This is a genomic window from Leeia speluncae, assembly GCF_020564625.1.
GTDB lineage: Bacteria > Pseudomonadota > Gammaproteobacteria > Burkholderiales > Leeiaceae > Leeia > Leeia speluncae.
Window position 1 is genome coordinate 330644 of record NZ_JAJBZT010000004.1, and the last position, 24636, is coordinate 355279.

Consider the following 24636-nt stretch of genomic DNA (forward strand, 5'->3'; position numbering starts at 1 on the left):
TATGACAAATGAAAATATGATAAATGATTTATCTGCTCAATTGCCACTATTTTCTAGTGCTGCGCTGTCAGAGTTGGGTAAAGAGATCTCTGTAACGTATGGGTTTGAATGGTGTTCTCAGGCGGAACCTTCTGGCGATCTAGCATTTTGGTTGATGCTGGATGAGCTAGGTTTGCAATTAATGTCTGGTGGTCCGCAAGCCCCAGGCCCTTTAAAAGTCGAGTTTGCAGAAGGTGCGCATGAACATCGTCGCAAATTTGGTGGTGGTGCTGGCCAACCTGTTGCAAGGGCGGTGGGTGCTAAAGCGGGCGAGCAACTGACAGTGTTGGATGCCACTGCTGGACTGGGTGGGGATGCTTATGTGTTGGCTAGTCTAGGGTGTCATGTCACTTTATGTGAGCGCACTGCCTTGGCGGCAGCATTGCTCGAAGATGGTTTACGCCGAGCGATTCATGATGCTGAGGTGGGCCATATCATCCAACGGATGACGCTAAATCATGTGGATGCACATGAGTTTCTTGCCAAACAAGCGCCTGCTTCATTTGATGTGGTTTTTCTTGATCCCATGTTTCCAGAAAAGGGGAAGCAAGCAAAAGCCAAAAAAAGCATGTTTATTTTTCAGCAGTTGCTAAGTGGCGACCCAGATGCGGATAGCTTATTAGATTTGGCTAGACGAGTGGCGAAGAAGCGAGTGGTGGTGAAGCGGCCAAAACAAGCGCCTTTTCTTGCTGGGTTAAAGCCTTCAGGGTCTCAATCTGGAGAAAGTACGCGCTTTGATTTATATGCACCAATCAAACCATAAAAAAACGCCAGCAGAACTGGCGTTTTTCTCAGTCGTTAGACGACGCTTACATCATGTGCTGACCACCGTTAATAGCAAGGTCTGCACCAGTCATAAAGCCAGCATCTTCGCTTGCCAAGTAAGCAACCAAACCTGCAATTTCTTCTGGCTTGCCTAAACGGCCAACTGGAATACCAGCAATAATTTGATTACGTACTTCTTCTTTTACCGCCATTACCATGTCGGTACCAATGTAGCCTGGGCTAATGGTGTTAACGGTAATGCCTTTTTTCGCAACTTCTTGAGCCAATGCCATGGTAAAGCCGTGCATACCTGCTTTTGCTGCAGAGTAGTTGGCTTGACCAAACTGGCCTTTTTGTCCATTAATTGAACTGATATTAATGACACGGCCCCAGCTCTTTTCCAACATGCCTTCGATCACTGGTTTGGTTACATTAAACAATGAGTCAAGGTTGGTGGAAATTACTGCGTCCCAAGCATCCTTCGACATTTTGCGGAAAGTGCCATCACGAGTAATACCGGCATTATTCACAAGAACATCGATTGAGCCTAGTTCTGAGGTGAGCTTCAGAATGGCAGCTGCTGTTGCATCTGTATCGGTTACATCACATTGATACGCGTAAAACTGATAACCCTCTGCGGCTTGTGCTGACAGCCATTCCGCTTCTTTCCCTGGGCGGCTATAAGTGGTTGCTACTTTAAAACCGGCATCTGCTAATTTGCGGCAGATTGCTGTTCCAATACCACCCATACCACCAGTGACTAAAGCAATTTTTTGTTGTGCAGTCATGTTCCTCTCCAGGTAACTTTGTCTAGTTTAATGGCGCGAAATCGCGCTTTTCAGGCTGGAGGCCCAAAATCATCCTAGCATGCAAACATGACATCCGAAAGGCGACTTTTACAACTTTTGCCGAAAAATTGCGTTAAGGCCTGTGCTATCCTCCAAACATTGATGAAATTTGGATGCCATGATGCATAAAGTTGTCTTTCTTGACCAAGGATCTTTGCCTGTACCTCTCCCAACGATTCCCTACGAGGTTGAGCTAATTACATACGACAAAACGTCGTCAGATGAAATTGTTGAGCGATTAACAGGTGCTACGGTTGCTATCTTAAATAAGGTAAAAATGACGAGCGAAATACTCGCTCAATTGCCAGATTTAAAATTAATCGCCGTCGCCGCGACAGGGACAGATAATGTTGATGTGGCATGGTGTAGAGCGAATGGCGTGTACGTATCGAATATTCGAGGCTACGCATTGCAAACCGTTCCGGAGCATGCACTGGCATTGATATTGGCTTTGCGTAGAGCATTGCCTCTCTGGCAACAACGGTTATCTGAAGGCACTTGGCAAACGGCAGATCATTTTTGTATGTTTGATCAACCTATCTTTGATATTGCCGGTAGCACCTTGGGTATCATCGGCAGAGGCGAGTTAGGAAAGGCGCTTGCTGCAAAAGCTGAAGCACTAGGGATGAATGTTGTTTATGCAGAGCGTAAAGGTGAAACGACGATTCGAAACGGGTTAATGTCATTTGAAGACGTACTTAAACAGAGTGATGTAATTAGCCTGCACTGTCCGTTAACCGCAGAAACCAAGCATTTAATTTCTAATGATGAATTGGCGATGATGAAATCATCCGCCATTCTAATTAATACCGCGCGTGGTGGCTTAGTGGATGCAGAAGCATTAATTAGCGCTTTGCAACAAGGTAAAATTGGTGGTGCGGGGATTGACGTGTTGCCAGAAGAACCACCAAGAAAGGGTCATCCATTGATTAATGTGCAGTTACCTAACTTGATAGTGACACCGCATGTGGCATGGTCAAGCCAGCAAGCAATGAATGGCTTGGCAAAACAGCTAGTTGGCAATATTGAAGCATTCTTCAATGGCACCCCCAGAAACACGGTGAAATAACCATCCAGATTTTACGATTAAGGGGGAGTTTGAACTCCTCTTTAATTGCATCTACACTAGGTAAATATAAAAACTTTCGGCATTTAAAGTGAGTCACACTTTATATTGAGAACAGTCAGAATGCGAGGAAGCCGATGACACAAAAAACCCTCCCCCTAACCGAAGATCTCTATCACTATTTTATTCAGCATTCAGTGAAAGAGCACCCGCTGCAAAAAGAGTTGCGTGAAGATACGAGTGACATGGTGATGTCCCGTATGGCGACAGCACCTGAACAGGGGCAATTGCTTGCACTATTAGTCAAGTTGCTTAATGTGAAGCGTTATTTAGAGATTGGCGTTTTTACCGGGGGGAGTAGCTTAGCAGTTGGGTTGAACTTACCCAGTGATGCATCGATTGTTGCACTAGAACGTCGGGAAGAATACGCTGAAATTGCGCAAGTATTCTGGGACAAAGCGGGCTTTTCTGATCGGGTCGATTTACGTATTGGACCAGCGGTTGAAAGCCTGGCAGAACTTGAAAGCGAAGGGGCTGCCGGCTCTTTTGATCTAGCATTTATTGATGCCGATAAACCACATTATCCTGAATACTATGAGTCATGTTTAAGGCTGGTGAAAAAAGGCGGCTTAATTATCATTGATAATGTGTTTTGGCATGGCAATGTGGCAAAAGAAGAGTTCGACGATAAAGATACTGAAAGCATGCGCGAATTTAATAAAATGGTGTACGAAGACGAGCGTGTTCAAATTGCAATGTTGCCATTAGGCGATGGCATGACCTTGGCTTATGTGCGTTAAGCGTGTCAGCCGTTGTAACATCGGCTAAAATAAGCCATTGAAAATTAAAATAGAAAGTCTCATTGATGACGACAATTGTAGTCGTTCGTAAGCATAATCAGATGGTCATTGCTGCTGATAGCCAATCTACATTTGGTGAAACAAGAATTTCATCTGGTTTAGATGCTGCTTGGAATAAGATTTTTTCCATCAAAGGTTCTTACATGGGAATCTCTGGCAGTGCAGCCCATGATTTAGTGATGCAGCAGTTATTGAAAAAGCAAAAATCATTGGCGTTAGGCAGTCGGTCGGAAATATTTGAGACCTTCCGAAAACTACATCCAAAGCTAAAGGATGATTTCTTCTTAAATCCCAAAGAAGAAGAGGACGATCCCTACGAGTCGAATCATATGTCTATCTTGCTAGCCAATCCCAAAGGGATTTTTGGTGTGTTTTCAATGCGAGAGGTGTACGAATATACCCGTTTTTGGGCGATTGGTAGTGGGCGTGAATTTGCAATTGGTGCTATGAATGCCGTTTATGACCAATGCGAAACAGCCGAAGAGATCGCTAAGATTGGCGTTGAAGCAGGTTGTATGTTTGATATTAACTCTAGCCTGCCGATGACACTGTATTCCGTGACATCAGAGAGTGAATCGCGTTAATCCCTCGTTGAATAGCGTAAATTACCTATCTGCAATCTACTCTCGGCAGGTAGGTTTTGTTTTTTTAGTGGAATGTATATGTCTGATCAGTTACAGCGTTTTATTTTTGATAATGCACCATCTCGTGGCGCCATCGTTAAATTAGAAGAGTCTTGGCAAGAAGTCTTAAAGCGCCATGAATACCCTGCGGTGTTAAAAACCATTCTGGGCGAATTGTTAGCGGCGAGTGCATTATTCTGTGCAAACTTAAAGTTTGAAGGTAGCTTGATTTTACAGATTCAAGGTGTAGGTCAGTTAAAGCTTGCCGTAGTGGAATGTACTTCCGATTTGGTGGTGCGAGCTACAGCCAAGTGGGATGGCGAACTTGCCGGCTTAAGCTTTTCGGAAATGGTGGGTAATGGGCAGTTTGTGATTACCATTGACCAAATCGGTGTTGCACAACCTTATCAAGGGATTGTGGCCTTGGAGGGTAATACCGTTGCTGAAGTGCTTGAAAACTATATGAAGCAATCCGAGCAGCTAGATACCCGCCTAATGCTGGCCTCTAGTGAAACGAGTGTCGGCGGGCTTTTGGTTCAAAAGCTGCCACAAGGACATGGAGAGCCTGAAGATTGGGAAACCGTTGGCCATTTGGCTCGCACCTTAAAAGCAGATGAGTTATTGAATCTAGATGCACAAGAAGTGCTTTATCGTTTATTCAATGAATATACAGTGAAGTTGCTAACCGAGTCTGCTGTCGAATTTGGCTGCCGTTGTTCAAGAGACAAAGTGGGCAATATGATCAAGATGATGGGACAAGAAGAGGCGGTAGATGTCTTGCAAGAGCAAGGCAGCATTGAAATTTCTTGTGAGTTTTGTCGTACTCGCTATGTATTTGATACTTCAGATGTGGTTGCTTTGTTCTCTGGTGATGAAGGGGCTGCTGGGGCTACTGCGCATTGATCAAATGACTTTGCTAGCAACAAAAAAACCATCTATTACTGGAAATAGATGGTTTTTTTATGCGCATTACAAAATCTAGTTGTAATGTGATTTCATTAAGCCTGTCGGGCGAGGGGCACTAACAGGCTTAATTGTGGGATAGACTTACAGATCGCCTTCAAGATCCATCTTGCCGTCACCGCCAGCTTTCCAGCCTTTAGCTGCTTTTTTCAGCTTTTTGTATAGTTCTGGATGCTGTTCTCTTAGGTATTCAACAATTTCGAAATCTTCGCGACGAACTTTACTTAGATCCAAGTGTTCAACGTGCACAAGACGTAATAACTCGCGAACTGGTTTTGGAATGTTACGACCGCTTTCGTAGCGAGAACCGCCACTTTGTGTCACACCGATCTTTGTCCAGAACTCTTCTTGGTTCAGACCTAGTTTTTTACGAATATCTCTAGGATTAGGGATTTTATCGAATAATTTCATGGTGAGGTCCTTGATCCAGTAGTTGCCTATTAAACACATTCATGCCTGTAGACATCAATAAGAGTCAAGTTCGAAATCCAGGCACCCATGATTTCTATATAGACCAAATTTCTTGCAAATGCAATAAAATTATGACGGTGAGGTGGCGAGCCGTTCCCCCGGCACTTGCAGTTAACTGTTATGGCTGCTTCCTTCCGGACCTGACCAGGTTCCAATCTTGCAATGCGGGGCGGCCCACCATTGATACAAGCCCGTGATTATCTAGCTAAATTTCTTAAAAAGCAATTCTTTTAATGCTGTTTATTCAAAAAAAATTATGATATAAATCAATGTCATATTATTTCGACATTTCATACGTAAACAACTGACCAGATGGTCATGCTTTAGTGCTTTGTACTAGGTTTTAAGCCGTAATTTCTCATTCGGCTCTCGCTTGAGCGGGAGTGAGTTTTTGTGTGATATTCGTAATGAATATGTAAATATATTGGCGCATGCAAGTGTTTTTTCAGTATTAATTTGATGTATGTAACGCATGCCCCTTTCTTTGTAATAAACTTACTCTCAATAAGGGTAAGATCGACATTTGTCGATGAATCGTTTGTTAGGCGAAAAAGTACAATATGAATATTCAGCAAGGGCTCATCTTTGAAAAAACCCCGCAGGGTGAAGACGAGGTTCGTACTCGGGGGCTTCAATTAGATAGAAATGCCAGGTTGGTGTTGATCTTGATTGATGGCCAGATTAGTGCTGCTGAATTAATTGAAAAGCTACCAGGCACAGATAATGTCCCTGCCTATATTGCTTCATTATGGCGAGATGGGCTGATTGCTCCTGCCGGAAGTTTTGGTCCCATCGATGAGAGTCCTGTTCTTGCCCCGACGAGTGTGCATGAAGAAGGGGCGGCTCATGAACTTACCGCATCTGCCATTCTAGAAGAAAGAGTAGAGCCTAGCTTTCTTGTTGCTAGGCCAATGGTTGATACATCGAAACCGATTACATCGTCGCAGCATCCTTCATTTGGTTCATACAAACCGATCAATACAAGTAAGATTGATAGTCAGTTTCCTGCATTTGAGCCTGCGCCAAAGCCGATAAAAAAAGAAAAACCTAAACTGACAATCCCTACTATTTCTGTGCGTCGGTTATTTAAACCGCTGATCATTAGTGGCGGTGCCATTGTTGCTGTTAGCGTCCTAGGTGTGATCGGGATGCAATTTGTCACCTTACCTTTGCATCCAACTGCAATTAATCATCACTTAAATGCAGTATGTGGAGAGGCGCCGAGCTATCAAGGTGTGCGACTTCAACTACTACCCTCGGTCAATATCAAGGCCGAAGGTCTTACTGCGGCTGGTGCGTGCCCTGCGATGTCAGAGTTAGGGGTTGGCACATCGTTGTCTGGTTTATGGGCAGAAGATACAGAGCTTACCTCTCTCTCTGTTAGTGGGGTGGAGGTGCAATCCGCTCAACTTATGGATTTACTGGAGGGTCTGCATGTTAGCTATCCGGCGACATTACCCGTGGACTTTAGTAACATTAAAATTGGCACTTCTGTCGGAGAGATGGCGGGTTTGTTTGGTTCTGGCAGTATTGAGAATGGTCGTTTAACTAAACTGAATTTGTCGGATTCTGATAAAACGGTTCAGGTAGAACTAAACCGTTCACCGGTTGGATATCAGTTTAATTGGGCTGCGCCACAAATGTCGATTGGTGGCATTGTAGTAAACAACGCGGATGTATCTGGTTTGTGGGCAAAGCAAGGTGTTGTTATAGAAAAACTGACTGCCGTATTAGATGGCGGAAAAATTTCTGGCTCTGCAAGAATTTCACAATCTCCTGATATGTTAAGTGCTAACTTAGGGATTAAAGGGGTGCCATCACGCACTTCTTTGTTTAAGTCGTTGCAATTAATTTCAGATGCCGATGTGTCTGGCAATCTTCAAATGCAACTAGGCTTGAATGCCACTGAGCCTCTTCTAAAACGAATGGCACTGACTGGTCAGATGAGAATGACAAACGGCAGTTTGTCTGGTGCTGACTTATTAGACGTAGCTCAATCGGATCAAAAAATGTTCCAGGCGAGTGGGCGAACACTATTTCTTTCGCTATCCACTCAATTGTCTCTTAGTGATGGTAAGTGGAATTTATCTAACCTGAGTCTGATTGGTGCGGCCGTCGAGGCGAATGGCGCACTGGTTGCGGATGGGGAAAAAATTACCGGTAATTTGTCTATAGCCTCTAGCAAGCTTCATTTGCCAAATAGTGGCTGGCAAGTAAATGGTATTCCTGGTGCTTGGAAGTTTATTCGACATGGCGGAGTAAAGTTGCCTGTTTCAACTGTCGATACTAGTAAAGCTTCTACGGAAGTGGCGGATACAGTCACAGATACAGATCAATAAAAAGCACTGGATAGTGCTTTTTATTGAGGGGCTATCGCTAGCCTTCCAGTTTTTCTAAGACTTTGAAAGCAAATCTTCCATAATTTGCGTGATTACTATTATTGGTGGTTAGCTCTATCTTGTATTTCTGCTTGCCTGCTTGAAGTACATAAGGCTTCGCTGATTGCCAGACTTCAGAGTTGTTAGTTAGTAAGTTTCGAGGTAACTGGGATTCGCTATCCTCGGTTAAGTAGACGGCTAGGTGTGATTCTCCTCCATTTACTAAGGAGAGAGAAACTAACCTTGCTTGATGGGTGAAAAGCTCGACACCAATTTTCAATAAATTATTACGTTGGATTCTTCTAACGATGCCAATAAAAAATAAGGTGTCTTTTTTGATGCCAACTAGCTCACCTATTTTTACGCCTTTAGGTAATTCTCCATCTCCAACAATTCCCACCCCACTTTGGCTTTCGTCCAATAGACTCCAGTTAGTGAGTTCTTTCTCGTCAAATAGTGGTGGCGATTCGGTATGACCCCCTAGTGATTGGCCAACGCCACGACGTTTTAGAATATCGTATTCAATACTAGTAGGTTTGTCAGTGCTTTGGGTGCCAGTAGGCGGGGTATATTTACCTTCTAGCAATTCAAAAATGCCGTTCAGCCCAAACTTAACAACGGCAGGTTTATTAATGGGTTTACGCTCAAATTTACGGTTTGGATAATTTTCTTTAGACCAGCAGTGTGCGGCTTTGTCTAAAGCGGCTAGATCGTGCTCTACACTAAATCGTTCACTCAAGCTAAGGTGGACAGGCGTATCGCCCTTTTTCACGCGTTGCATGGTGACTTGCATTGCATCGATTAGAGGGGTGGTGTTTAGATAGCGATAACCTGCATCGATCATGTTTCTTCGTAATCGATGTGCCGGCTGGTGTGCTTCTAAATTAATTGCATAAATTTGTTTATGCGGTTTGATTTCTTTTTCTAATGAAAGAGACAGTAAGTTTGCTTGAAGCCATCTATCGAGTGAATCGATTTGCCCTGGCGTCATTGTGTCGGTTTGCGCAAGATTGAGTAGATGAGGGCGAAGAAAGAGCGATTCGCAACTCACCGTTCTGCCATGTACGATGATCGTTTCTTTCTCGTACTTGTTTTGCTCTGCAAGCGAAAACAGACGGTCTAGATTACGCCAAATTTTGTCGTCAATTGGTTGGTATAAGATGCTTTTCCAGCGTGCCTGTTCTGTAAAACCAAAGATGGCTCGAATCGTAATTTCAGGCATTTGCTGAACGAGCAGTTTACCGCCTTTTCTTTGGATTTCTTGCAGCAGAATGCGATAACCATCTGACAATAATTGCCAATAACCCGCAATCGAGAGGATCATTTGGCGGCTGGTTTTAGGGTGAAGCACAATATGCCGAAGTGCGTCGGTTTCTAGGCCGCGTTGGATAGACTGTGCTTTGTCATCAATATATTTTAGGGTGCGAAATCGCTCTTTCGCATTGATGCTATCGTTTTCGTTTAGGTCTTTTATCGATTGTCGAATTGCTTGATGAGCAGTGCCTATTTCTTGCGTGGTGATGTTGTTCATCATCTGGGTTGCTGTATCCAGATTATAAACTTCCCCATCTTTGGGTTTTCTTAATAAGGCGGTGACTAAATCTTTTAATTCGATCATGTGGTCTACTTCTTCTTATCTGGCTTATCAATTAGCTTGCCCAAATCGCTAATTTTGCCGTGTTGAAATCAACTAGGTACGACGCTGTTTTTTCGCGCCTAAATCATATTATGCAAGCGTGATGCGCTGTCTGATGGACTGCGAAAAGACCACTTGGTTCATCATCGATTGCTTATGATGGCGGAGGTATTCATCAATACGCTCAGTATATATTATGCTTTATGCATATTGCTATCAAAATGCATAAAGTCAACTATCATCATAGAAAGCGAATTGGCGTTTCGCAAGGTTATTTATACGCTGGAATTGACCATTAGCCCTGCTTGATCAGCTTTTGGAGTCTTTCTGCTGCCGCTAGCAGGATATTTGTCTCTGCTGTATAGGCAATCCGAATGTGCTGGCTTGCTAAGTGCGAGCCAAAATCGATGCCAGGGGTGATGGCGACATAGGCTTTTTCTAGCGCATTTTTAGCTAATGCGTAACTATCTTCTGCAATATGCTGGCAATCAGCATAAAAATAAAATGCGCCTTGTGGATCTGCATGAATTTGAAATCCAATATCTAGTAAGGCGGGTTTCAGCGCGGCTTTTCTTTCAGCAAAGATATGTCTTCTAGACTCTAATATTTCGATGGTGGTCGGGGTAAATGCTGCAAGTGCTGCGTATTGTGCGGGGGTTGGTGGGGCAATAAATAGGTTTTGTGCCAGTCTAGTGACCGCATCTAAATACGCATCTGGCACTACCATCCAACCGAGTCGCCAGCCGGTCATTTGAAAGTATTTGGAAAAACTATTAATTACAAATAGATCGTCTGAAATAGCTAGCGCTGTTTGTGGCTCAAACCCATAAGTTAATCCTTGATATATCTCATCAACAATAAGGGTGCCACCTTTGTGAGCACATGCTTGATGTAGTGATTGAATTTCTGCTTGGCTTAGCACCGTCCCTGTCGGATTGGCCGGAGAGGCGACAAGTGCTGCCACCGTTTTATCTGTCCAATACTGTGCAATGTCTTCGACTGTGAGTTGATATTTGCTATCTGGACCAACAGGAATATTGATGGGAGTGCCTTCTAGCGTACGAACAAAGTGCCGGTTGCAAGGGTAGCCTGGGTCTGTGAGCAATACTTCTGATCCGGATGAAACGAGTGCACCAAGCGCAAGCATGAGTGCGCCAGATGCGCCTGCAGTCACCACAATTCGCCTTGCCGGCACATTCACTCCGAACTTATCTTTGTAAAACTGTGAAATAGCTTCCCGTAGTTCTGGAATACCTAATGCCGGAGAGTACCCTGTTTTGCCTGACTGCAACGCTGCGATACCCGCTTCGACAATCGTTGCGGGGGTGGTGAAGTCGGGCTCGCCAATTTCCATATGAATCACATCGTGCCCATCTGCTTGAAGTGCCTTGGCTCTAGCTAACAGTTCCATAACATGAAACGGGGCGATGTGATTTAGACGTTCTGCAAAATGGCTCATGGGGGTGACTTCTATATTAGTTACTTTGTTGATGCGGAATTATTCTGGCTGAGGTTAACCGCTGGCGTGCGTTCTTCGGGGAGGTCTTCCCCTAGTGTTTCCGTCTCTAGCATAAATTCCTCTAGAGATTTTTCTGGCGTTAAGCGTGCTGCAGGTGGGAGCAATGTCGTATCAACATCTAATTCACCCTCAGAGGTTAATCCAAATGCGTAATCTCCTAGTAGCCAGACACTCCAGAACATAGCGATGAGGATGCCATTGACTGTTTTCAATAAGTTGGGGCTTAGTCGACTAGCTAAACGTAAATGGAAGTAACTCGTTAGCCCTATACCTATTCCATATAGGCCTAGGTCGAGCCATTTGGCTAATTCGGGGGCGTTAAAGGCGAAGGCAATAAAATGCTGAAGTTTGATCGCCAGCAGTAATGAAAGTAGTGCAATTGCACCGATACTTCCGTGAGTAAAGAATAAAGCTCGGCCCGCAAAAATCCTGCCGATAATCCCCCAGATGGTTGCCCAAAGTGGTAGCCCTATCAAAATAGGCGCTAGCGTCAACAAAATATCTGGGAGTGCTTTAGGCGCAAAGCTATTCCAGTATCCATCAAAAGCCGCTTCGCCAATGTTAAGCAGAAATAAGGCAAAAAAGATGAGCTTTTTATTTAAGGTTGGACGAAGTAAACGCGCAGGGTCGATAGGGATGGTGGGTGGGAGTACGGTATCTTCTGTTCGAATGCGAACTTCACTCTCACCTAAGCGCAACGTAAGATCATTGCCAACCAAAATTGACTTGATTGGCCGTTCTTCGTGCCATGTGCCATTTTCACTCACGCAATCTAAAACACCTAGTTTCCCATCCTCATTTTTTTGAATGGAAAGGTGCAGCAAGGAGACGGTTTGATCGTCGATAATAATTGTATTTTTATAATCGCGACCAATCGTGATGGGCAAGTCGACTAATCGATAGCGCTCAAACACTTTTCCATGCGTGTCGAGCACTTCTACAAAGACTACTTCTGCCATGCGAATGCTCCTACGTATTGGTATGCCAGTTTTCTGGCATTCATAAAGCTAACTCCAGATACTTGGTAGGAACTAATTAAGCCTGCATGGTTTTGATTGAGTGTCGCTAGTTTAACGATCATGTCGTATAGACCGGGTAGGCGTTTATATGGCCGAACACAAAACGCCAATTTCATTTTTAGCCCATTAGGATTGACAAAGTCTGTTTTGCAATCGAATTGCCCCATGTCCTCTGGTGGGCCGCCCATATCATCATAGGGGCGAGCAAAAAACTGTTGGTACAGGTTGTAAAAACGAAGTGGGCTTAATTTGTCTGCACGAATAAAGTCGTGCTGAAACTCTAGTTTTCCAGTGCTGTAATCACGGTATAAGAATAGATCGTCCTCTGTTGAGCACTGTTGGGAGAATCGCTCGAAAACACCGCCAGAGGGTTGATCGGTATCGGCCCAGCATTTTGAAAAATCACCAAGCGTCACTGGTACGCGATAACCATGGAAATTCGCGGTTTGCATCGGTTGTTTGGTAATGGTGTTGGCGATATTGCTTTGATTGTTGATTAATTGTTGGCGCAGCCATTCAATTGGGTGGGGGTGGGTTTGTGGCGGTCGCTTAATTAATCGAAGCGCGTAAACAGATGGGATTAGGAAACCAATTTGGTTACCCGCCGTTGCCACGTTAATACCCACTACTTTTCCATCCGGCAAGATGGCTGGGCCACCACTCATGCCGCTATTGATCGCTCCGGTGTAATGGATTTTCTCATACAGGCTACCTGTAAGAAGCCCGTTATATGTTCCCTCTACAATAGTGAAGCCAAGATCGTGTGGCGTGCCAATTGCATACACCCTGCTTCCCTTAGGTTGTGGAGCAGGATTGATTTCAAAAAATTGTGGGCTACTCTTATTGGTGGATAGCAAGGCTAAATCATGCACTACGTCAAAGTTGACTAGTTTTAGCGGGCGGCTTTCGCCATCGTCAAAAAAAACTTCGCCTCGATAGAGATCTGGTCGAAAGACTAAGTCGGATATCACGTGGTAATTGGTAATCAGTAGTCCTTGGGGGCTAACAATAAAACCGGAGCCTAATGACGCTTTCGCGTTAGAGCTTTTTTCAAGGATACGAATTTGTGCAATTTTTGTACGGCTATTCGCAAAAACTGCCTCAGTTGCGGGTTCTTCATTCGCAACGGCAGTTTTTGCAGAAATGCCTATAATCAGGACAATAATCGACCAAATTATCCATTTGGTGCGTTGGAAAAGGGCTATCATCAACGGTGTATAAATGTCTTTTAAAATGATTTTTCAGTTGTAATGGTGGTCACTAAGAAAATTTAGCGATTAGCCTAGCCGCATGAGATTGCATTTGGGATAACGCAAAGCACCTAGTTAAGCAACAAAGCATTGTATCCCTTTACGAAGAGGAATGCAGGTTTCAAATTGTGCTGACGGTCAAAGCATCTGATAGACGGCTCCACCAGCGTCTTGGTGCCAACATAGCGCAAACTTAACAAGTTATTGAGTAAACGGATTGGATATTCTAGATCGAATTTTGCACCGTGATCTAAAGGCTGGGCCTGAAGCAGGGCTTGGCTTGGTAGCGCGTTGCTTTTTGCTATTCGTATTGCTGGTTGGATTTGCTGCTAGCTTCTGGATGGCTTGGTATGTGCATAGTGAGCAACGTGCAGACGCTGAAATTTACTTCCATCAACAAACCAATAAAATTGAAGCCGCCATTAAAGATCGAGTTCAACGTTATGAACTTGGTTTAATGGGAGCTAGAGGGTTGTTTTCAGGCAGTCAAAAGGTATCTCGAGCAGATTTTCGAGATTACCTACGCATGGCTGAATTTTACAAAAACTTTCCTGGCGCCATTGGTTTAGGATTTGTTAGGCATGTCCCGAAAGATATGTTGGGCATTTATTTGCAGCAGCTAAAACAGGAGTCTGGCTTAGATGTAAAAATGCCGTCTCGATCTAGCTTAGAAGAATATGACTTGGTCGAGATGTTGGAACCGATTGAGCATAATCAAGCGGTGATTGGTTTTAATTTAGCAACTGAGCCGTTTCGTCTAAGTGCCTTGATGGAATCGGTTAAATTAAACAAAACCATCATGACAAAACCCGTAATACTTGAGTTTACCAAAGAAAAAGAATTGGGTTTTTTATTGATGCTGCCAGTATTCCAGGCAACGATGCTGGTTGATTCTTTTGCGGATCGTCAAGAGGCTTTGCTAGGTTGGGTATATCTTCCAATTAGTGCGCCAAGGTTATTGGGCGATATCTACACCGATAGTGGTAAGCAAATTGATGTAGAAATTTTTAGCGTACACAAGGGTAAAGAGACGCTGCTATTCGAAGCTGATGGCGCAAGAGGCAAAGAGGAACACGCTGACGATTATTTGAAAAATCGGGCATTTGTGGCCAATAGAGATCTGCAGTTTGCCGGCGCTCATTGGCGATTAGTAACCAGTGCCTATTCGACGATTGATGGACGTTTTAGCGAAAAGGTCACGATTGTCACCGCTACGGTTGGTTGTGTGATGTCGCTGCTCTTGTGGTTGCTGCTGTTACTTGCCCTGAAAACTAGACAACATGCAGTGGAACATGCCGCCAAATCATTATTGTCTCTCCAGCATAGTGAAGCACGCTTTCGAATGATTGTTGAAAACATGCCAATTGGTGCGGCGCTGATGGATGGTAAGCGCATGATGCTAAATGCGGCGGCTGAAAAAATAACCGGGTTTGGTCGCTCGGAAGTGATTACGAAAGCGGACTGGGCCAAAATTTTGTTTGCCGATGTTGAAACGGATCCCGTCGATAATTTAGATGCGCTCAAGCAGTCTCAACAATATTCAGATCGAACCTCGCTCATTATTCACCGTAAAGACGGAGAGCAGAAGCAAGTTGAAATCACTCACTGCGAGTGGGCGTTTGGCGAAGTTTGGTTAATGTTAGACGTGACCGAGCGCTTGCAAAACGAAGCGCGTTTTAAAGTCATGTTCGATTACTCCCCAAACGCACACTTACTACATTCAGATAAACATGGCATTTTAGATTGCAATCAATCAACGCTGGATATGCTTCGTGCAAAATCTAAACGCGAAGTGTTAGGTAAGCATGTCTCTGTCTTTTCTGCGCCGATTCAAGCAGGCGGGCGGGCGCGAGATGAAGCGCACTTAGAAAATCTACACATGCTGATGCTAACGGGGCAAGCTAGGTTCGATTGGATTCGTAAACGGGTAGACGATACCGAGTTTCCATGCGAGGTCACTGCAATTTCTCTTAACTTACCCGGTCATGATGGCGATGTGATTTTATCAACCTGGATAGATCTTTCTGGCCGTAAAGCGCAAGAGCAATTGCTCATCGAAGCTAAAGAAGCGGCAGAAGATGCGACTAGGGCGAAAAGTGAGTTTCTCGCAACCATGAGCCATGAAATCCGGACGCCAATGAATGGTGTACTAGGGATGGCTCAGTTGATGAAAGATACCGATTTAGACGCCATTCAACGACAGTACGTAGATACCATCTACGACTCAGGTAAAGCATTATTGGGTATCTTGAATGACATTCTGGATTACTCAAAAATTGAGGCGGGACGTTTACAGTTAGATATTCATCCGGTCGATGTCGGAATGCTTTGCCAAGGCGTCTTAAGTTTACTCATGCCACGGGCGCACGAGCGCCAAGTAGAATTATCATTTGAACCAAGCAATCTTCCGCATGCATGGTTCAAACTAGATTCTGGCCGACTGCGCCAAGTGCTGCTCAATCTTGTGGGTAATGCGATTAAATTTACCGAGCAAGGCAGTGTTCAACTAAAAGTAGAAACGATTCAGGTAGATAATCAACCTTCATCACTTCGCTTCTCCGTTATCGATACGGGTATCGGTATTTCAGAAGAAGCCAGATCAAGGTTATTTCAACGCTTCTCTCAAGCAGATGCTTCAACGACGCGCCGTTATGGGGGTACAGGGTTGGGGTTGGCTATTTCAGGCCGTTTGGTTGAAATGATGGATGGCGAAATCCAAGTGGAAAGTGAATTAGGGAAGGGCTCTACCTTCCATTTTACGATTTCGCCAGAAAAAGTAGAGGCGCCAAAACTCGCTCATGAATCCCCTGTGGGTGCAGATGATCATGGGTTGACCGGGTTAAATGTCTTGTTGGTAGAAGATAATCCGGTAAATGCACTCGTGGCCAAACGCTTATTGGAAAAAGTAGGGTGCCAAGTCGCTACTGCTGGGAATGGCGAAGAGGCCTTACAGCTTGTTCGTGCTCATGCGTTTGAATTGGTGTTGATGGATGTACAAATGCCGGTGATGGATGGCTACGAATCAACCCGGCAAATTCGCCTAGATGGCTATGAAAAATTACCGATTATCGCGCTGACGGCAAACGTCATGAAAGAAGACGTGGATGCATGTTTGGCCGCAGGGATGAATGATTTCTTACCCAAACCATTAGCCGCAGAGGCGCTCTTTGCTACCTTAAAACAGTACGCGAATCGTCCAAAAGCAGATGAACATAGCTAGTTCGGGCAATATGTTGCGCTGCTGAAATTTCCTAATCATAAATCCCTAAACCACCCATCCTCTCGTGTATAATCAAGGGTTTACATTTGCTACATGAAAGCAGGCAGCGAAAAACGTTGCCTAGAGGAATACGATGGAAGCTGAATTTCTAAACGCCATCCAAAATACCCTAGATGATCTTAGCGAGCGTACCTTGTCGCTAAGGGGGTATCTTTGACTACGACCAAAAGGTCGAACGCCTAGAAGAAGTAGACCGTCTACTAGAAGACGCTGCTGTCTGGAATACGCCAGAAAAAGCCCAAGAATTGGGCCGTGAAAAGAAATCCCTAGAAAACGTCGTGCTAGTGATTAAACAAGTGGATCAAAGCCTGAAAGATGCGGCTGACTTGTTCGAACTAGCACGCGAAGAAGAAGACCCTGATACGATCGAAGCAGTGCAGGCAGATATTGCCTCTGCACAAGCTGAAATCGAAAAACTCGAATTCCGTCGGATGTTTAACCATCCGCAAGATCCAAACAACTGCTTCTTGGATATCCAATCTGGCGCGGGCGGTACCGAGGCGCAAGATTGGGCAGGCATGCTCTACCGTATGTACACCCGCTATGGCGAGCGTAAAGGCTTTACCGTCGAAGTGCTAGAAGAGTCCGAAGGTGAAGTGGCTGGTATTCAGAGCGTGAGCTTGAAGCTAACTGGTGAATACGCTTACGGCCTATTGCGTACAGAAACCGGTGTGCATCGTCTGGTGCGTGTGTCGCCGTTTGATTCTAACGCGCGTCGCCATACCTCGTTTGCGTCTGTGTTTGTTTACCCAGAAGTAGACGATAGCATCGAGATCGAAATCAACCCTGCTGATTTGCGTATCGATACCTACCGTGCGTCCGGCGCGGGTGGTCAGCACATTAACAAAACCGACTCTGCGATTCGTATTACACACATGCCAACCAACATTGTGGTGCAGTGTCAGAACGACCGCTCACAGCACAAAAACCGTGCCGAAGCGATGAGCATGTTGAAAGCGAAGTTGTACGAGCTAGAGTTGCGTAAGCGTAACGAAGAAAAGCAAGCGCTTGAAGCCGGCAAGTCAGACATTGGTTGGGGTCATCAGATTCGTTCATACGTGTTCGATCAGAGCCGTATCAAGGATCTGCGTACTAGCGTGGAAGTCGGTAACCTGAAAGGCGTGATGGATGGTGATATCGACATCTTCATCGAAGCCAGCCTGAAGCAAGGTGTGTAAGTCATGAAAAAATTATTGGTAGCTCTGGGTGTACTGGTGGCGCAAGCCGCCTTTGCGCACGGCACGCATGGTAGCGATACCAACGAGTGGCCAGCAGGGCTGAGAAACTATGGTGGTGAGCCATCGCGGGCAGCGGCAAAAAATGTCGATGTAAAAACTGCATGGGAAACCACCTTTGCCGGAGAATTTGCTAGCCACCCTTGGTTGGCTAGCTTCGGTAAGCAGCGCTTATCTGAACTCACCAGCTTTAACAGCCGCATGTATGTGCTGTACGAAGGCTGCAAACCAGAAGATTGCGAAGGCGAACGCTACTTAATGCTGTTCGACCCAAATAGTGGAAAAGCCTATGGCGCTTTCCGGACGGATGCCCAATCAGAAACAAAAATTCACTGGTTAGGTCAACCGGATGAGCCCATCCAGACTTATATGGCTAGCCACCTATTTGAATTTGCAGAAGCACACTGAATATATTGAAGAAAGCGTAACATGACCGCAGAAAATCAAACCCCAGAAACTCAAGCCCATGTGGACGATAACCAAATCATCGCAGAGCGTCGTCAAAAGCTGAACGAACTGCGTGAAAAAGGCCCTGCTTTCCCGAACGATTTCAAACGCACTCACTACGCAGGCAAGCTACACGCCGCCCATGGTGAAAAAGAAAACGAAGCGCTAGAAGCAGAAAACATCGAAGTCGCCGTTGCTGGCCGCATGATGCTAAAACGCGTAATGGGTAAAGCGGCATTTGCCACCTTACAAGATATGAGCGGCCGTATTCAGCTATTCATTGGTATTGATAATGTGGGTGCCGATATCCTAGGCCAGTTCAAACACTGGGACTTGGGCGATATCTTGGCTGCAAAAGGCGTGTTGTTCAAAACCAAAACTGGCGAATTGTCAGTTAAAGTAACCGAACTACGCTTACTGACTAAATCACTACGCCCGTTACCAGAGAAATTCCACGGCCTAACCGATACCGAACAAGCATACCGCCAACGTTATCTAGACCTGATTTCTAACGAATATTCTCGTACCACCTTTATCAACCGCTCTCGCATTATCCAAGGCGTGCGTGATTACATGGTGAATGAAGAGTACCTAGAAGTCGAAACCCCAATGATGCACCCAATCCCTGGTGGTGCAACGGCAAAACCTTTCGTGACGCACCACAATGCGCTAGATATGCCGCTATACCTACGTATTGCGCCAGAACTCTATCTAAAACGCCTAGTAGTGGGTGGTATGGAGCGTGTGTTCGAGATCAATCGTAACTTCCGTAACGAAGGCATGAGTACTCGTCACAACCCAGAATTCACCATGATGGAATTCTACGAAGCTTACGCTGACTACCATCGTATGATGGAAATGACGGAAGGCGTTATCCAATCGGTAGCCAAAAAAGTATGTGGCACAACCCACATTCAATACCAAGGCAAACCAGTGGACTTGTCTCACTTTGATCGTCTAACCATCGTTCAGGCAATCAAAAAATACAACCCACAATACACCGACGAACAACTGCAAGACCGCGCATGGTTGAAAGAAGAAATCAAACGTGTGGGTGGCAAACCAGTACTAACCGATGGCATCGGCGGGTTGCAATTGTCACTGTTTGAAGAAGTGGCAGAAGGGCAATTGTGGAACCCTACCTTCATTATCGACTACCCAGCAGAAGTGTCTCCACTAGCACGTGCTTCTGATACGCAAGCCGGTATCACCGAACGTTTCGAGCTATTTGTGGTTGGTCGCGAGTTGGCCAACGGCTACTCAGAGTTGAACGACCCAGAAGACCAAGCAGACCGCTTCATGCAGCAAGTAGCACAAAAAGATGCCGGCGATGATGAAGCCATGCACTTTGATGCTGACTACGTGCGCGCACTAGAGCACGGCCTGCCACCAACCGGCGGTTGCGGTATCGGTATCGACCGTTTAGTGATGTTGCTGACCGACGCTGCAGCGATTCGTGACGTAATTCTGTTCCCGCAAATGCGACCAGAATAAGCTACATAATTGTCAGAAATGAAACCCCGTTAGATGAAAGTCTGACGGGGTTTTTATTTGGGATTGAGATTTCTTAGACATTGAAGTGACAAATGAATATCAAAATGTAAAGAATATCTTCTTGTCTGGAAAATGTTAAATGGCTCACTTTTATTAGGCATCTATGCTATTGTCAAAACATAGACAAGATCGAGGATGCGATCATGAAGTTTCTCAATCTAGAGAATATCTCTTGGCAAGAGTTGAGTGCAGGCGTTAGTCGCGCGGATGTGTATATCAATGAAATGGGCGGAGGGGTAAAGCTCTGGAAAATGAAAAAGGGCACATCCTTTGAAAACCATTCGCACAATGGTTACGAATATATCTATGTAATTAATGGGGTCTTGTTGGTTGGTGGTCGATGTGTTGGGGCAGGGGAGTTCGCGCTAACGTTCAAGGGAGAAGAGCACTCCGCCGCCGCTTTGGAAGATACGACCATGCTAGTTACTACTGAACGTTCTAATTCCTAGGTGAATTTCTTATTTTATTTCAATTGCTTGCTGTGTTGTTGTCTCTCGTCTGTTAATCAATTAAACGGTCTCTTATTTTCATCGTTTGTGTATCAAATAGTCTCTTAGGCTACTGTTCGCTTGACAACTAGACGACTGGTCTAATATTATTCGCCCCATGATGAAAGATACCCCCCGCACTGATACAAAAGAACATCTGCTGGATACGGCGGAAGCCATTATTCGTGGAAAAGGCTTTTCTGCTGTTGGCTTGGCAGAGATCCTGCAAACCGCTGGTGTGCCGAAAGGGTCGTTTTATCATTACTTCAAATCTAAAGAAGGGTTTGGAGTGGAATTATTGGCAAGATACTTTGAGCAATACGGTGATCGGCTTCGATTACGTTTAGCTTCAAACGAGTTTGCGAATGGCCGTGAACGGTTGATGGATTATTTTCAGCGTTGGACATCCGCAAGTGAGTGCTCGGCAAATGCTTCATTTTGCTTGGCGATTAAACTGGCGGCAGAAGTGTCTGATTTGTCTGAGCCAATGCGAGAAGAATTAGAAACCGGAATGTCGCGGGTGATGCAGGGCATTGCGGAGATGATTCGGGTTGCGCAAGCGGATGGCTCTGTACCTGCCGCATTAAACCCTGAAGATACCGCGCAATCACTTTACAGCTTATGGGTGGGGGCGAGCTTACTTTACAAAGTGCAGCAATCGTCCGTACCAGTGAAACTCGCCATGCAACAAACAGAATGGTTGCTTGGCAAAGCATAATTCAATAATTTGAGTAGCGATAAAGTTACCAATCAATGTAGTAGTCCATCAAAAGCGATGGACTTTTTTTGAATAAGTTTATAGACGACTGGTCTATTTTATTGATGCAGTTGCAACTTGGGGATAATCAAATGAGTTTGGATAAATTATTTACACCACTACAAGCTGGTGCAGTGACCTTAAAAAACCGTATTACCATGGCGCCGCTTACCCGTTTGCGTAATCGTGAGCCGGGCGATGTGCCAACAGACTTGGCGGTGACACACTATGCGCAACGTGCTTCTGCTGGTTTGATCATTGCAGAAGGTACCCATATTTCTCCAACCGCCAAAGGCTACGCTGGCGCACCAGGCATTTATAGCGAAGAACAAGTAAATGCATGGAAGCGCGTTAACGAAGCGGTACATACGAAAGGCGGCGTGACGTCTGTCCAGCTTTGGCATACTGGTCGCATTTCTCATACCGATTTGCAGCCAAATGGCGAATTGCCAATTGCCCCATCTGCAATCGCCGCCGATTCAAATACCAATACACGTGATGCAAATGGCAATCTGCAACGCGTGCCTTGCAGCGCACCACGCGCGATGGAAGTAGCAGAGGTAGAAGACCTGCTGGAAGACTATCGCAAAGCAACCGATAACGCTCGTCGCGCTGGTTTTGATCTGGTTGAAATCCATGCTGCACACGGTTACTTGTTGCATCAATTCTTGTCACCAGAGGCAAACCACCGTACGGATAATTACGGCGGCAGCGTAGAAAACCGTGCTCGCTTAGTCTTGCAAGTTGTCGATGCCGTTGTGGGTGAGTGGAGTGCAGATCGGGTAGGTATTCGTATTTCGCCACTCGGTATTTTTAATGGTCTGTCTGATGTTGGCCAAGAAGAAACCGCATTGTATTTAGTCGAAGAATTAGCAAAACGTAAACTAGCCTATCTTCATATTTCTGAGCCAGATTGGGCGGGTGCACCGGCGTTTACCGAAGCCTTCCGCCAAGCAGTGCGTCAGCGCTATTCTGGCGTCATCATTGCCGCGGGTGGTTATACCGCAGAAAAGGCAGAGGCAGCGATTGCGAGTGGTTTTGCGGATGCGGTGGCATTTGGTCGCCCATTTATTGCCAACCCAGATTTGGTCGAGCGCTTTGCGAGTGGTGCCGCGTTGGCGGAAGTGAATTTTGATACCGTTTATGGTGGTTCAGAAGTGGGTTATACCGATTACCCAGCGCTAAGCGAATAATCTCCTTCGACCTCTCTCCTGTCGAAAAGCAAGGCCCCGTCTAAAAGATGGGGCCTTGCTTTTGTGAAAGACTGCAATCTACTCATCCTTTATTGAGGCAGTTTGATAAAATAGCAGCATCAAACCATAGAGAAAAGTCATGCCCAATTTCGTTTTAGATGCGTCTTCACAGCAGGTGTTAGATAGTGCAAAACATCTGGCGATGAGCCATTTCAATGCGGCAGATGCAGAAACCTTAGAGTTTGCTTACCAAATTGCGATGTACCATTTTGTATTAGGGCAAAATGAAACGGCGTTGTCACTCTTGCAACCTTTTAGCGGTATTTCGTTTTCTGGCGATTTTAATATCTGGACGTTTGTTGAATATGCGTTGCTGTTAACCGCATTAATTGCCGAACAACAGCAAGATGAGGCAGGCAAGGAAAATGCTGTCCGAGCGATCTATACGGCAATTGAAAGTGAAGAAGATCCTGAAGGTGCAAAGGAATTTATTGCCGAATTATGTGATCGTGGTGCGGAATACGGTGCTGAAATTGAAGAAGCCATCGCACAAAATGATCCATTAACAGAAATCTGGGCGCGTGTGTCTCAGGTAATCGATTGGGTATATGTGGCAATGCATAATCGTTCAACCCAATTTACCCATGAAGCGGTATTGGCAGAAATTGCCTCTGAACAAGTAAAGATTGTCGAGCTTGTATCAAAAAATGGATTGCAGCATGTTTATCCATTCTCCCAAATAGAGTCTGGTTTACATTAAGCGAATGAGCAACAAAAAGCCCGATGTAGCAAACTACATCGGGCTTTTTTTACGAGCTTTCTGCAACTACTTACTTCGTATGTGCATCAACAAATGCTTTGATCGCTTCTGCACTGGCTTCCATCACTTCAGAGCGTTGTGGCAAAGATTCGATATTTTCGTAAGCAGCAGGGCGAGCAGGTTTACGGCCCAATGCTTCGATCATGGTTGCTTCGAATTTTGCTGGCAGTGCGGTTTCCAGGCACAACACCGGCACATTCACATCACGTTTTTCAAGCGCTACTTTGATACCGTCAGCGGTGTGAGTATCTACTTCAACGCCAAACTGATCCCATACTTGTTTGATCGTCACTAGGCGGTCTGCATGGCTGCTGCTGCCAGATACAAATCCATACTCGGCAATTTTGGCAAATAGTGGCGAATCAGAAAGATCAAATCCACCTTCTTGGTCTACCTTGCGGAATAGTTCAGCGGTCAGTGCTGCATCACGGCCAGTCAGATCAAAAATGAAACGCTCGAAGTTAGATGCCTTCGAGATATCCATTGATGGGCTGCTGGTCTGCTGGGTTTCAGCAGAAGAGCGAACGCGGTAAACACCTGTACGGAAGAATTCATCCAGTACATCGTTTTCGTTCGTAGCCAGGATTAGCTTCTCGATTGGTAAACCCATCTGGCGTGCAATATGGCCAGCACAAATATTACCAAAGTTACCACTTGGTACAGAGAAAGACACTTTCTGACTATTGTCAGAGGTCACCGCCAAATAGCCTTTGAAGTAGTACACCACCTGTGCAACCACACGTGCCCAGTTGATCGAGTTTACGGTACCAATCTGGTGTGCCGCTTTAAATGCGTGATCGTTAGACACGGCTTTCACCATATCTTGGCAATCATCAAACACGCCTTTTACGGCAATGTTAAAAATGTTTGGGTCTTGCAAGCTGAACATCTGAGCAGTTTGGAACGGGCTCATTTTCTGATACGGAGACAGCATAAAGACACGAATGCCCTTTTTGCCGCGCATCGCATATTCGGCAGCAGAGCCAGTATCGCCAGAGGTGGCGCCTAAAATGTTGAGTTCAGCATTGTTTTTCGCCAATGCGTACTCAAACAAATTACCCAGCAACTGCATAGCCATGTCTTTAAAGGCCAAGGTAGGGCCATTTGACAATGCCAAGACATGTAGATTCGGTGCCAGTGTTTTTACTGGCGTAATATCTGCGGTGCCAAACACTTCTTCTGTATAGGTGCGAGAAATAATGTCACGCAAATCCGCTTCAGGAATATCCGTTGCAAATTTACGGATAATCTCGAAAGCGAGTTCTGCATAGCTAAGCTTACGCCAAGCGTTTAGTTCATCTGAACTGACTTGTGGGTAAGTTTCGCACATGGCCAAGCCACCATCCGGTGCTAGACCAGACAACAGCACTTGAGAAAAAGTTTGTGGTGACATCCCACCACGGGTACTTACGTATTGCATCAGAC

Annotated in this window: 21 protein-coding genes and 1 other RNA gene; 14 read left to right on the plus strand and 8 right to left on the minus strand. The window is 45.3% G+C overall.

Annotated elements, in window-relative coordinates; translation table 11 throughout:
- Window position 1 precedes the first annotated feature (1 nt).
- Entirely contained in the window at window positions 2-802 is an 801-nt protein-coding gene (locus tag LIN78_RS09535) for a class I SAM-dependent methyltransferase (RefSeq protein ID WP_227180557.1), read from the plus strand.
- Window positions 803-848: 46 nt separating this feature from the next.
- Here LIN78_RS09535 and LIN78_RS09540 read toward each other — a convergent pair whose 3' ends face one another.
- Complete coding sequence (locus tag LIN78_RS09540) at window positions 849-1592, minus strand: beta-ketoacyl-ACP reductase (RefSeq protein ID WP_227180558.1); 744 nt, start codon at window positions 1590-1592, stop codon at window positions 849-851.
- Window positions 1593-1773: 181 nt separating this feature from the next.
- Between LIN78_RS09540 and LIN78_RS09545 the strand changes: the two genes are divergently transcribed.
- The 4 genes from LIN78_RS09545 to hslO all read left to right on the plus strand — a co-directional run bounded on the left by LIN78_RS09545 (window position 1774) and on the right by hslO (window position 5104).
- Window positions 1774-2721, plus strand: coding sequence for a D-2-hydroxyacid dehydrogenase (locus LIN78_RS09545; protein ID WP_227180559.1), 948 nt, complete (start codon window positions 1774-1776; stop codon window positions 2719-2721).
- 134 nt (window positions 2722-2855) lie between these two features.
- Complete coding sequence (locus LIN78_RS09550) at window positions 2856-3518, plus strand: class I SAM-dependent methyltransferase (protein ID WP_227180560.1); 663 nt, start codon at window positions 2856-2858, stop codon at window positions 3516-3518.
- A gap of 65 nt (window positions 3519-3583) precedes the next feature.
- Window positions 3584-4162 (plus strand): Ntn hydrolase family protein, encoded by a 579-nt coding sequence (locus tag LIN78_RS09555; protein WP_227180561.1) that lies wholly within the window; start codon window positions 3584-3586, stop codon window positions 4160-4162.
- Between the two features lie 72 nt (window positions 4163-4234).
- A complete protein-coding gene (hslO, locus tag LIN78_RS09560; RefSeq protein ID WP_373307747.1) occupies window positions 4235-5104 on the plus strand; it encodes an Hsp33 family molecular chaperone HslO in 870 nt (289 codons plus the stop codon).
- Between the two features lie 144 nt (window positions 5105-5248).
- Here hslO and LIN78_RS09565 read toward each other — a convergent pair whose 3' ends face one another.
- Window positions 5249-5575: a helix-turn-helix domain-containing protein gene (locus tag LIN78_RS09565; protein WP_227180563.1), complete on the minus strand. Its 327-nt coding sequence runs from the start codon at window positions 5573-5575 to the stop codon at window positions 5249-5251.
- Window positions 5576-5716: 141 nt separating this feature from the next.
- An RNA gene (gene ffs, locus LIN78_RS09570) (signal recognition particle sRNA small type) lies at window positions 5717-5814 on the minus strand.
- Window positions 5815-6195: 381 nt separating this feature from the next.
- On the opposite strand from ffs, the gene LIN78_RS09575 reads away from it, so the two are divergent.
- Entirely contained in the window at window positions 6196-7974 is a 1779-nt protein-coding gene (locus LIN78_RS09575; protein ID WP_227180564.1) for an AsmA family protein, read from the plus strand.
- Window positions 7975-8011: 37 nt separating this feature from the next.
- Here the strand turns inward: LIN78_RS09575 and LIN78_RS09580 are convergent, their stop codons facing one another.
- From LIN78_RS09580 to LIN78_RS09595, 4 genes are all read right to left on the minus strand, one after another.
- On the minus strand, window positions 8012-9631 hold the full coding sequence (locus tag LIN78_RS09580; RefSeq protein ID WP_227180565.1) for a cyclic-di-GMP receptor FimW-related protein: 1620 nt from the start codon (window positions 9629-9631) through the stop codon (window positions 8012-8014).
- Between the two features lie 313 nt (window positions 9632-9944).
- Entirely contained in the window at window positions 9945-11108 is a 1164-nt protein-coding gene (locus LIN78_RS09585) for a pyridoxal phosphate-dependent aminotransferase (RefSeq protein WP_227180566.1), read from the minus strand.
- Window positions 11109-11128: 20 nt separating this feature from the next.
- The gene (locus LIN78_RS09590; RefSeq protein ID WP_227180567.1) at window positions 11129-12127 is read right to left on the minus strand and encodes an FHA domain-containing protein; all 999 of its coding nucleotides are present in this window, start codon (window positions 12125-12127) and stop codon (window positions 11129-11131) included.
- Window positions 12115-13395 carry a S1C family serine protease gene (locus tag LIN78_RS09595; RefSeq protein WP_227180568.1) on the minus strand — a complete coding sequence of 427 codons (1281 nt, stop codon included), beginning with the start codon at window positions 13393-13395 and terminating at the stop codon, window positions 12115-12117. The genes LIN78_RS09590 and LIN78_RS09595 overlap by 13 nt, the downstream gene beginning before the upstream one ends.
- A 259-nt stretch (window positions 13396-13654) precedes the next feature.
- Between LIN78_RS09595 and LIN78_RS09600 the strand changes: the two genes are divergently transcribed.
- The 8 genes from LIN78_RS09600 to LIN78_RS09635 all read left to right on the plus strand — a co-directional run bounded on the left by LIN78_RS09600 (window position 13655) and on the right by LIN78_RS09635 (window position 23151).
- Window positions 13655-16657: a CHASE domain-containing protein gene (locus LIN78_RS09600; RefSeq protein WP_227180569.1), complete on the plus strand. Its 3003-nt coding sequence runs from the start codon at window positions 13655-13657 to the stop codon at window positions 16655-16657.
- 133 nt (window positions 16658-16790) lie between these two features.
- A protein-coding gene (gene prfB / locus LIN78_RS09605) for a peptide chain release factor 2 (protein ID WP_227180570.1) occupies window positions 16791-17895 on the plus strand; the annotation gives its coding sequence in 2 pieces (ribosomal slippage) (window positions 16791-16871 and window positions 16873-17895; 1104 coding nt in all).
- A 3-nt stretch (window positions 17896-17898) separates the two neighbouring features.
- Window positions 17899-18360 (plus strand): Ivy family c-type lysozyme inhibitor, encoded by a 462-nt coding sequence (locus LIN78_RS09610; protein WP_227180571.1) that lies wholly within the window; start codon window positions 17899-17901, stop codon window positions 18358-18360.
- A gap of 21 nt (window positions 18361-18381) precedes the next feature.
- Window positions 18382-19893, plus strand: coding sequence for a lysine--tRNA ligase (lysS, locus tag LIN78_RS09615; protein ID WP_227180572.1), 1512 nt, complete (start codon window positions 18382-18384; stop codon window positions 19891-19893).
- 203 nt (window positions 19894-20096) lie between these two features.
- Window positions 20097-20402: a cupin domain-containing protein gene (locus LIN78_RS09620; protein WP_227180573.1), complete on the plus strand. Its 306-nt coding sequence runs from the start codon at window positions 20097-20099 to the stop codon at window positions 20400-20402.
- A gap of 157 nt (window positions 20403-20559) precedes the next feature.
- Complete coding sequence (locus LIN78_RS09625; protein WP_227180574.1) at window positions 20560-21159, plus strand: TetR/AcrR family transcriptional regulator; 600 nt, start codon at window positions 20560-20562, stop codon at window positions 21157-21159.
- 131 nt (window positions 21160-21290) lie between these two features.
- Window positions 21291-22391 carry an N-ethylmaleimide reductase gene (gene nemA, locus LIN78_RS09630; RefSeq protein ID WP_227180575.1) on the plus strand — a complete coding sequence of 367 codons (1101 nt, stop codon included), beginning with the start codon at window positions 21291-21293 and terminating at the stop codon, window positions 22389-22391.
- Window positions 22392-22530: 139 nt separating this feature from the next.
- Window positions 22531-23151, plus strand: coding sequence for a DUF6707 family protein (locus LIN78_RS09635; protein WP_227180576.1), 621 nt, complete (start codon window positions 22531-22533; stop codon window positions 23149-23151).
- Window positions 23152-23221: 70 nt separating this feature from the next.
- Here LIN78_RS09635 and thrC read toward each other — a convergent pair whose 3' ends face one another.
- The gene (gene thrC, locus LIN78_RS09640) at window positions 23222-24631 is read right to left on the minus strand and encodes a threonine synthase (protein WP_227180577.1); all 1410 of its coding nucleotides are present in this window, start codon (window positions 24629-24631) and stop codon (window positions 23222-23224) included.
- Window positions 24632-24636 lie beyond the last annotated feature (5 nt).

Excerpts from the sequence above, each read along its gene's own strand:
- LIN78_RS09580 (WP_227180565.1), bottom strand. The coding sequence starts at position 9,631 with ATGATCGAATTAAAAGATTTAGTCACCGCCTTATTAAGAAAACCCAAA.
- LIN78_RS09610 (WP_227180571.1), top strand. The coding sequence starts at position 17,899 with ATGAAAAAATTATTGGTAGCTCTGGGTGTACTGGTGGCGCAAGCCGCC.
- LIN78_RS09545 (WP_227180559.1), top strand. The coding sequence starts at position 1,774 with ATGCATAAAGTTGTCTTTCTTGACCAAGGATCTTTGCCTGTACCTCTC.
- hslO (WP_373307747.1), top strand. The coding sequence starts at position 4,235 with ATGTATATGTCTGATCAGTTACAGCGTTTTATTTTTGATAATGCACCA.
- lysS (WP_227180572.1), top strand. The coding sequence starts at position 18,382 with ATGACCGCAGAAAATCAAACCCCAGAAACTCAAGCCCATGTGGACGAT.
- LIN78_RS09540 (WP_227180558.1), bottom strand. The coding sequence starts at position 1,592 with ATGACTGCACAACAAAAAATTGCTTTAGTCACTGGTGGTATGGGTGGT.
- LIN78_RS09635 (WP_227180576.1), top strand. The coding sequence starts at position 22,531 with ATGCCCAATTTCGTTTTAGATGCGTCTTCACAGCAGGTGTTAGATAGT.
- LIN78_RS09595 (WP_227180568.1), bottom strand. The coding sequence starts at position 13,395 with ATGATAGCCCTTTTCCAACGCACCAAATGGATAATTTGGTCGATTATT.
- LIN78_RS09590 (WP_227180567.1), bottom strand. The coding sequence starts at position 12,127 with ATGGCAGAAGTAGTCTTTGTAGAAGTGCTCGACACGCATGGAAAAGTG.
- LIN78_RS09535 (WP_227180557.1), top strand. The coding sequence starts at position 2 with ATGACAAATGAAAATATGATAAATGATTTATCTGCTCAATTGCCACTA.
- LIN78_RS09585 (WP_227180566.1), bottom strand. The coding sequence starts at position 11,108 with ATGAGCCATTTTGCAGAACGTCTAAATCACATCGCCCCGTTTCATGTT.
- LIN78_RS09625 (WP_227180574.1), top strand. The coding sequence starts at position 20,560 with ATGATGAAAGATACCCCCCGCACTGATACAAAAGAACATCTGCTGGAT.
- LIN78_RS09565 (WP_227180563.1), bottom strand. The coding sequence starts at position 5,575 with ATGAAATTATTCGATAAAATCCCTAATCCTAGAGATATTCGTAAAAAA.
- LIN78_RS09620 (WP_227180573.1), top strand. The coding sequence starts at position 20,097 with ATGAAGTTTCTCAATCTAGAGAATATCTCTTGGCAAGAGTTGAGTGCA.
- thrC (WP_227180577.1), bottom strand. The coding sequence starts at position 24,631 with ATGCAATACGTAAGTACCCGTGGTGGGATGTCACCACAAACTTTTTCT.
- LIN78_RS09550 (WP_227180560.1), top strand. The coding sequence starts at position 2,856 with ATGACACAAAAAACCCTCCCCCTAACCGAAGATCTCTATCACTATTTT.
- LIN78_RS09575 (WP_227180564.1), top strand. The coding sequence starts at position 6,196 with ATGAATATTCAGCAAGGGCTCATCTTTGAAAAAACCCCGCAGGGTGAA.
- nemA (WP_227180575.1), top strand. The coding sequence starts at position 21,291 with ATGAGTTTGGATAAATTATTTACACCACTACAAGCTGGTGCAGTGACC.
- LIN78_RS09555 (WP_227180561.1), top strand. The coding sequence starts at position 3,584 with ATGACGACAATTGTAGTCGTTCGTAAGCATAATCAGATGGTCATTGCT.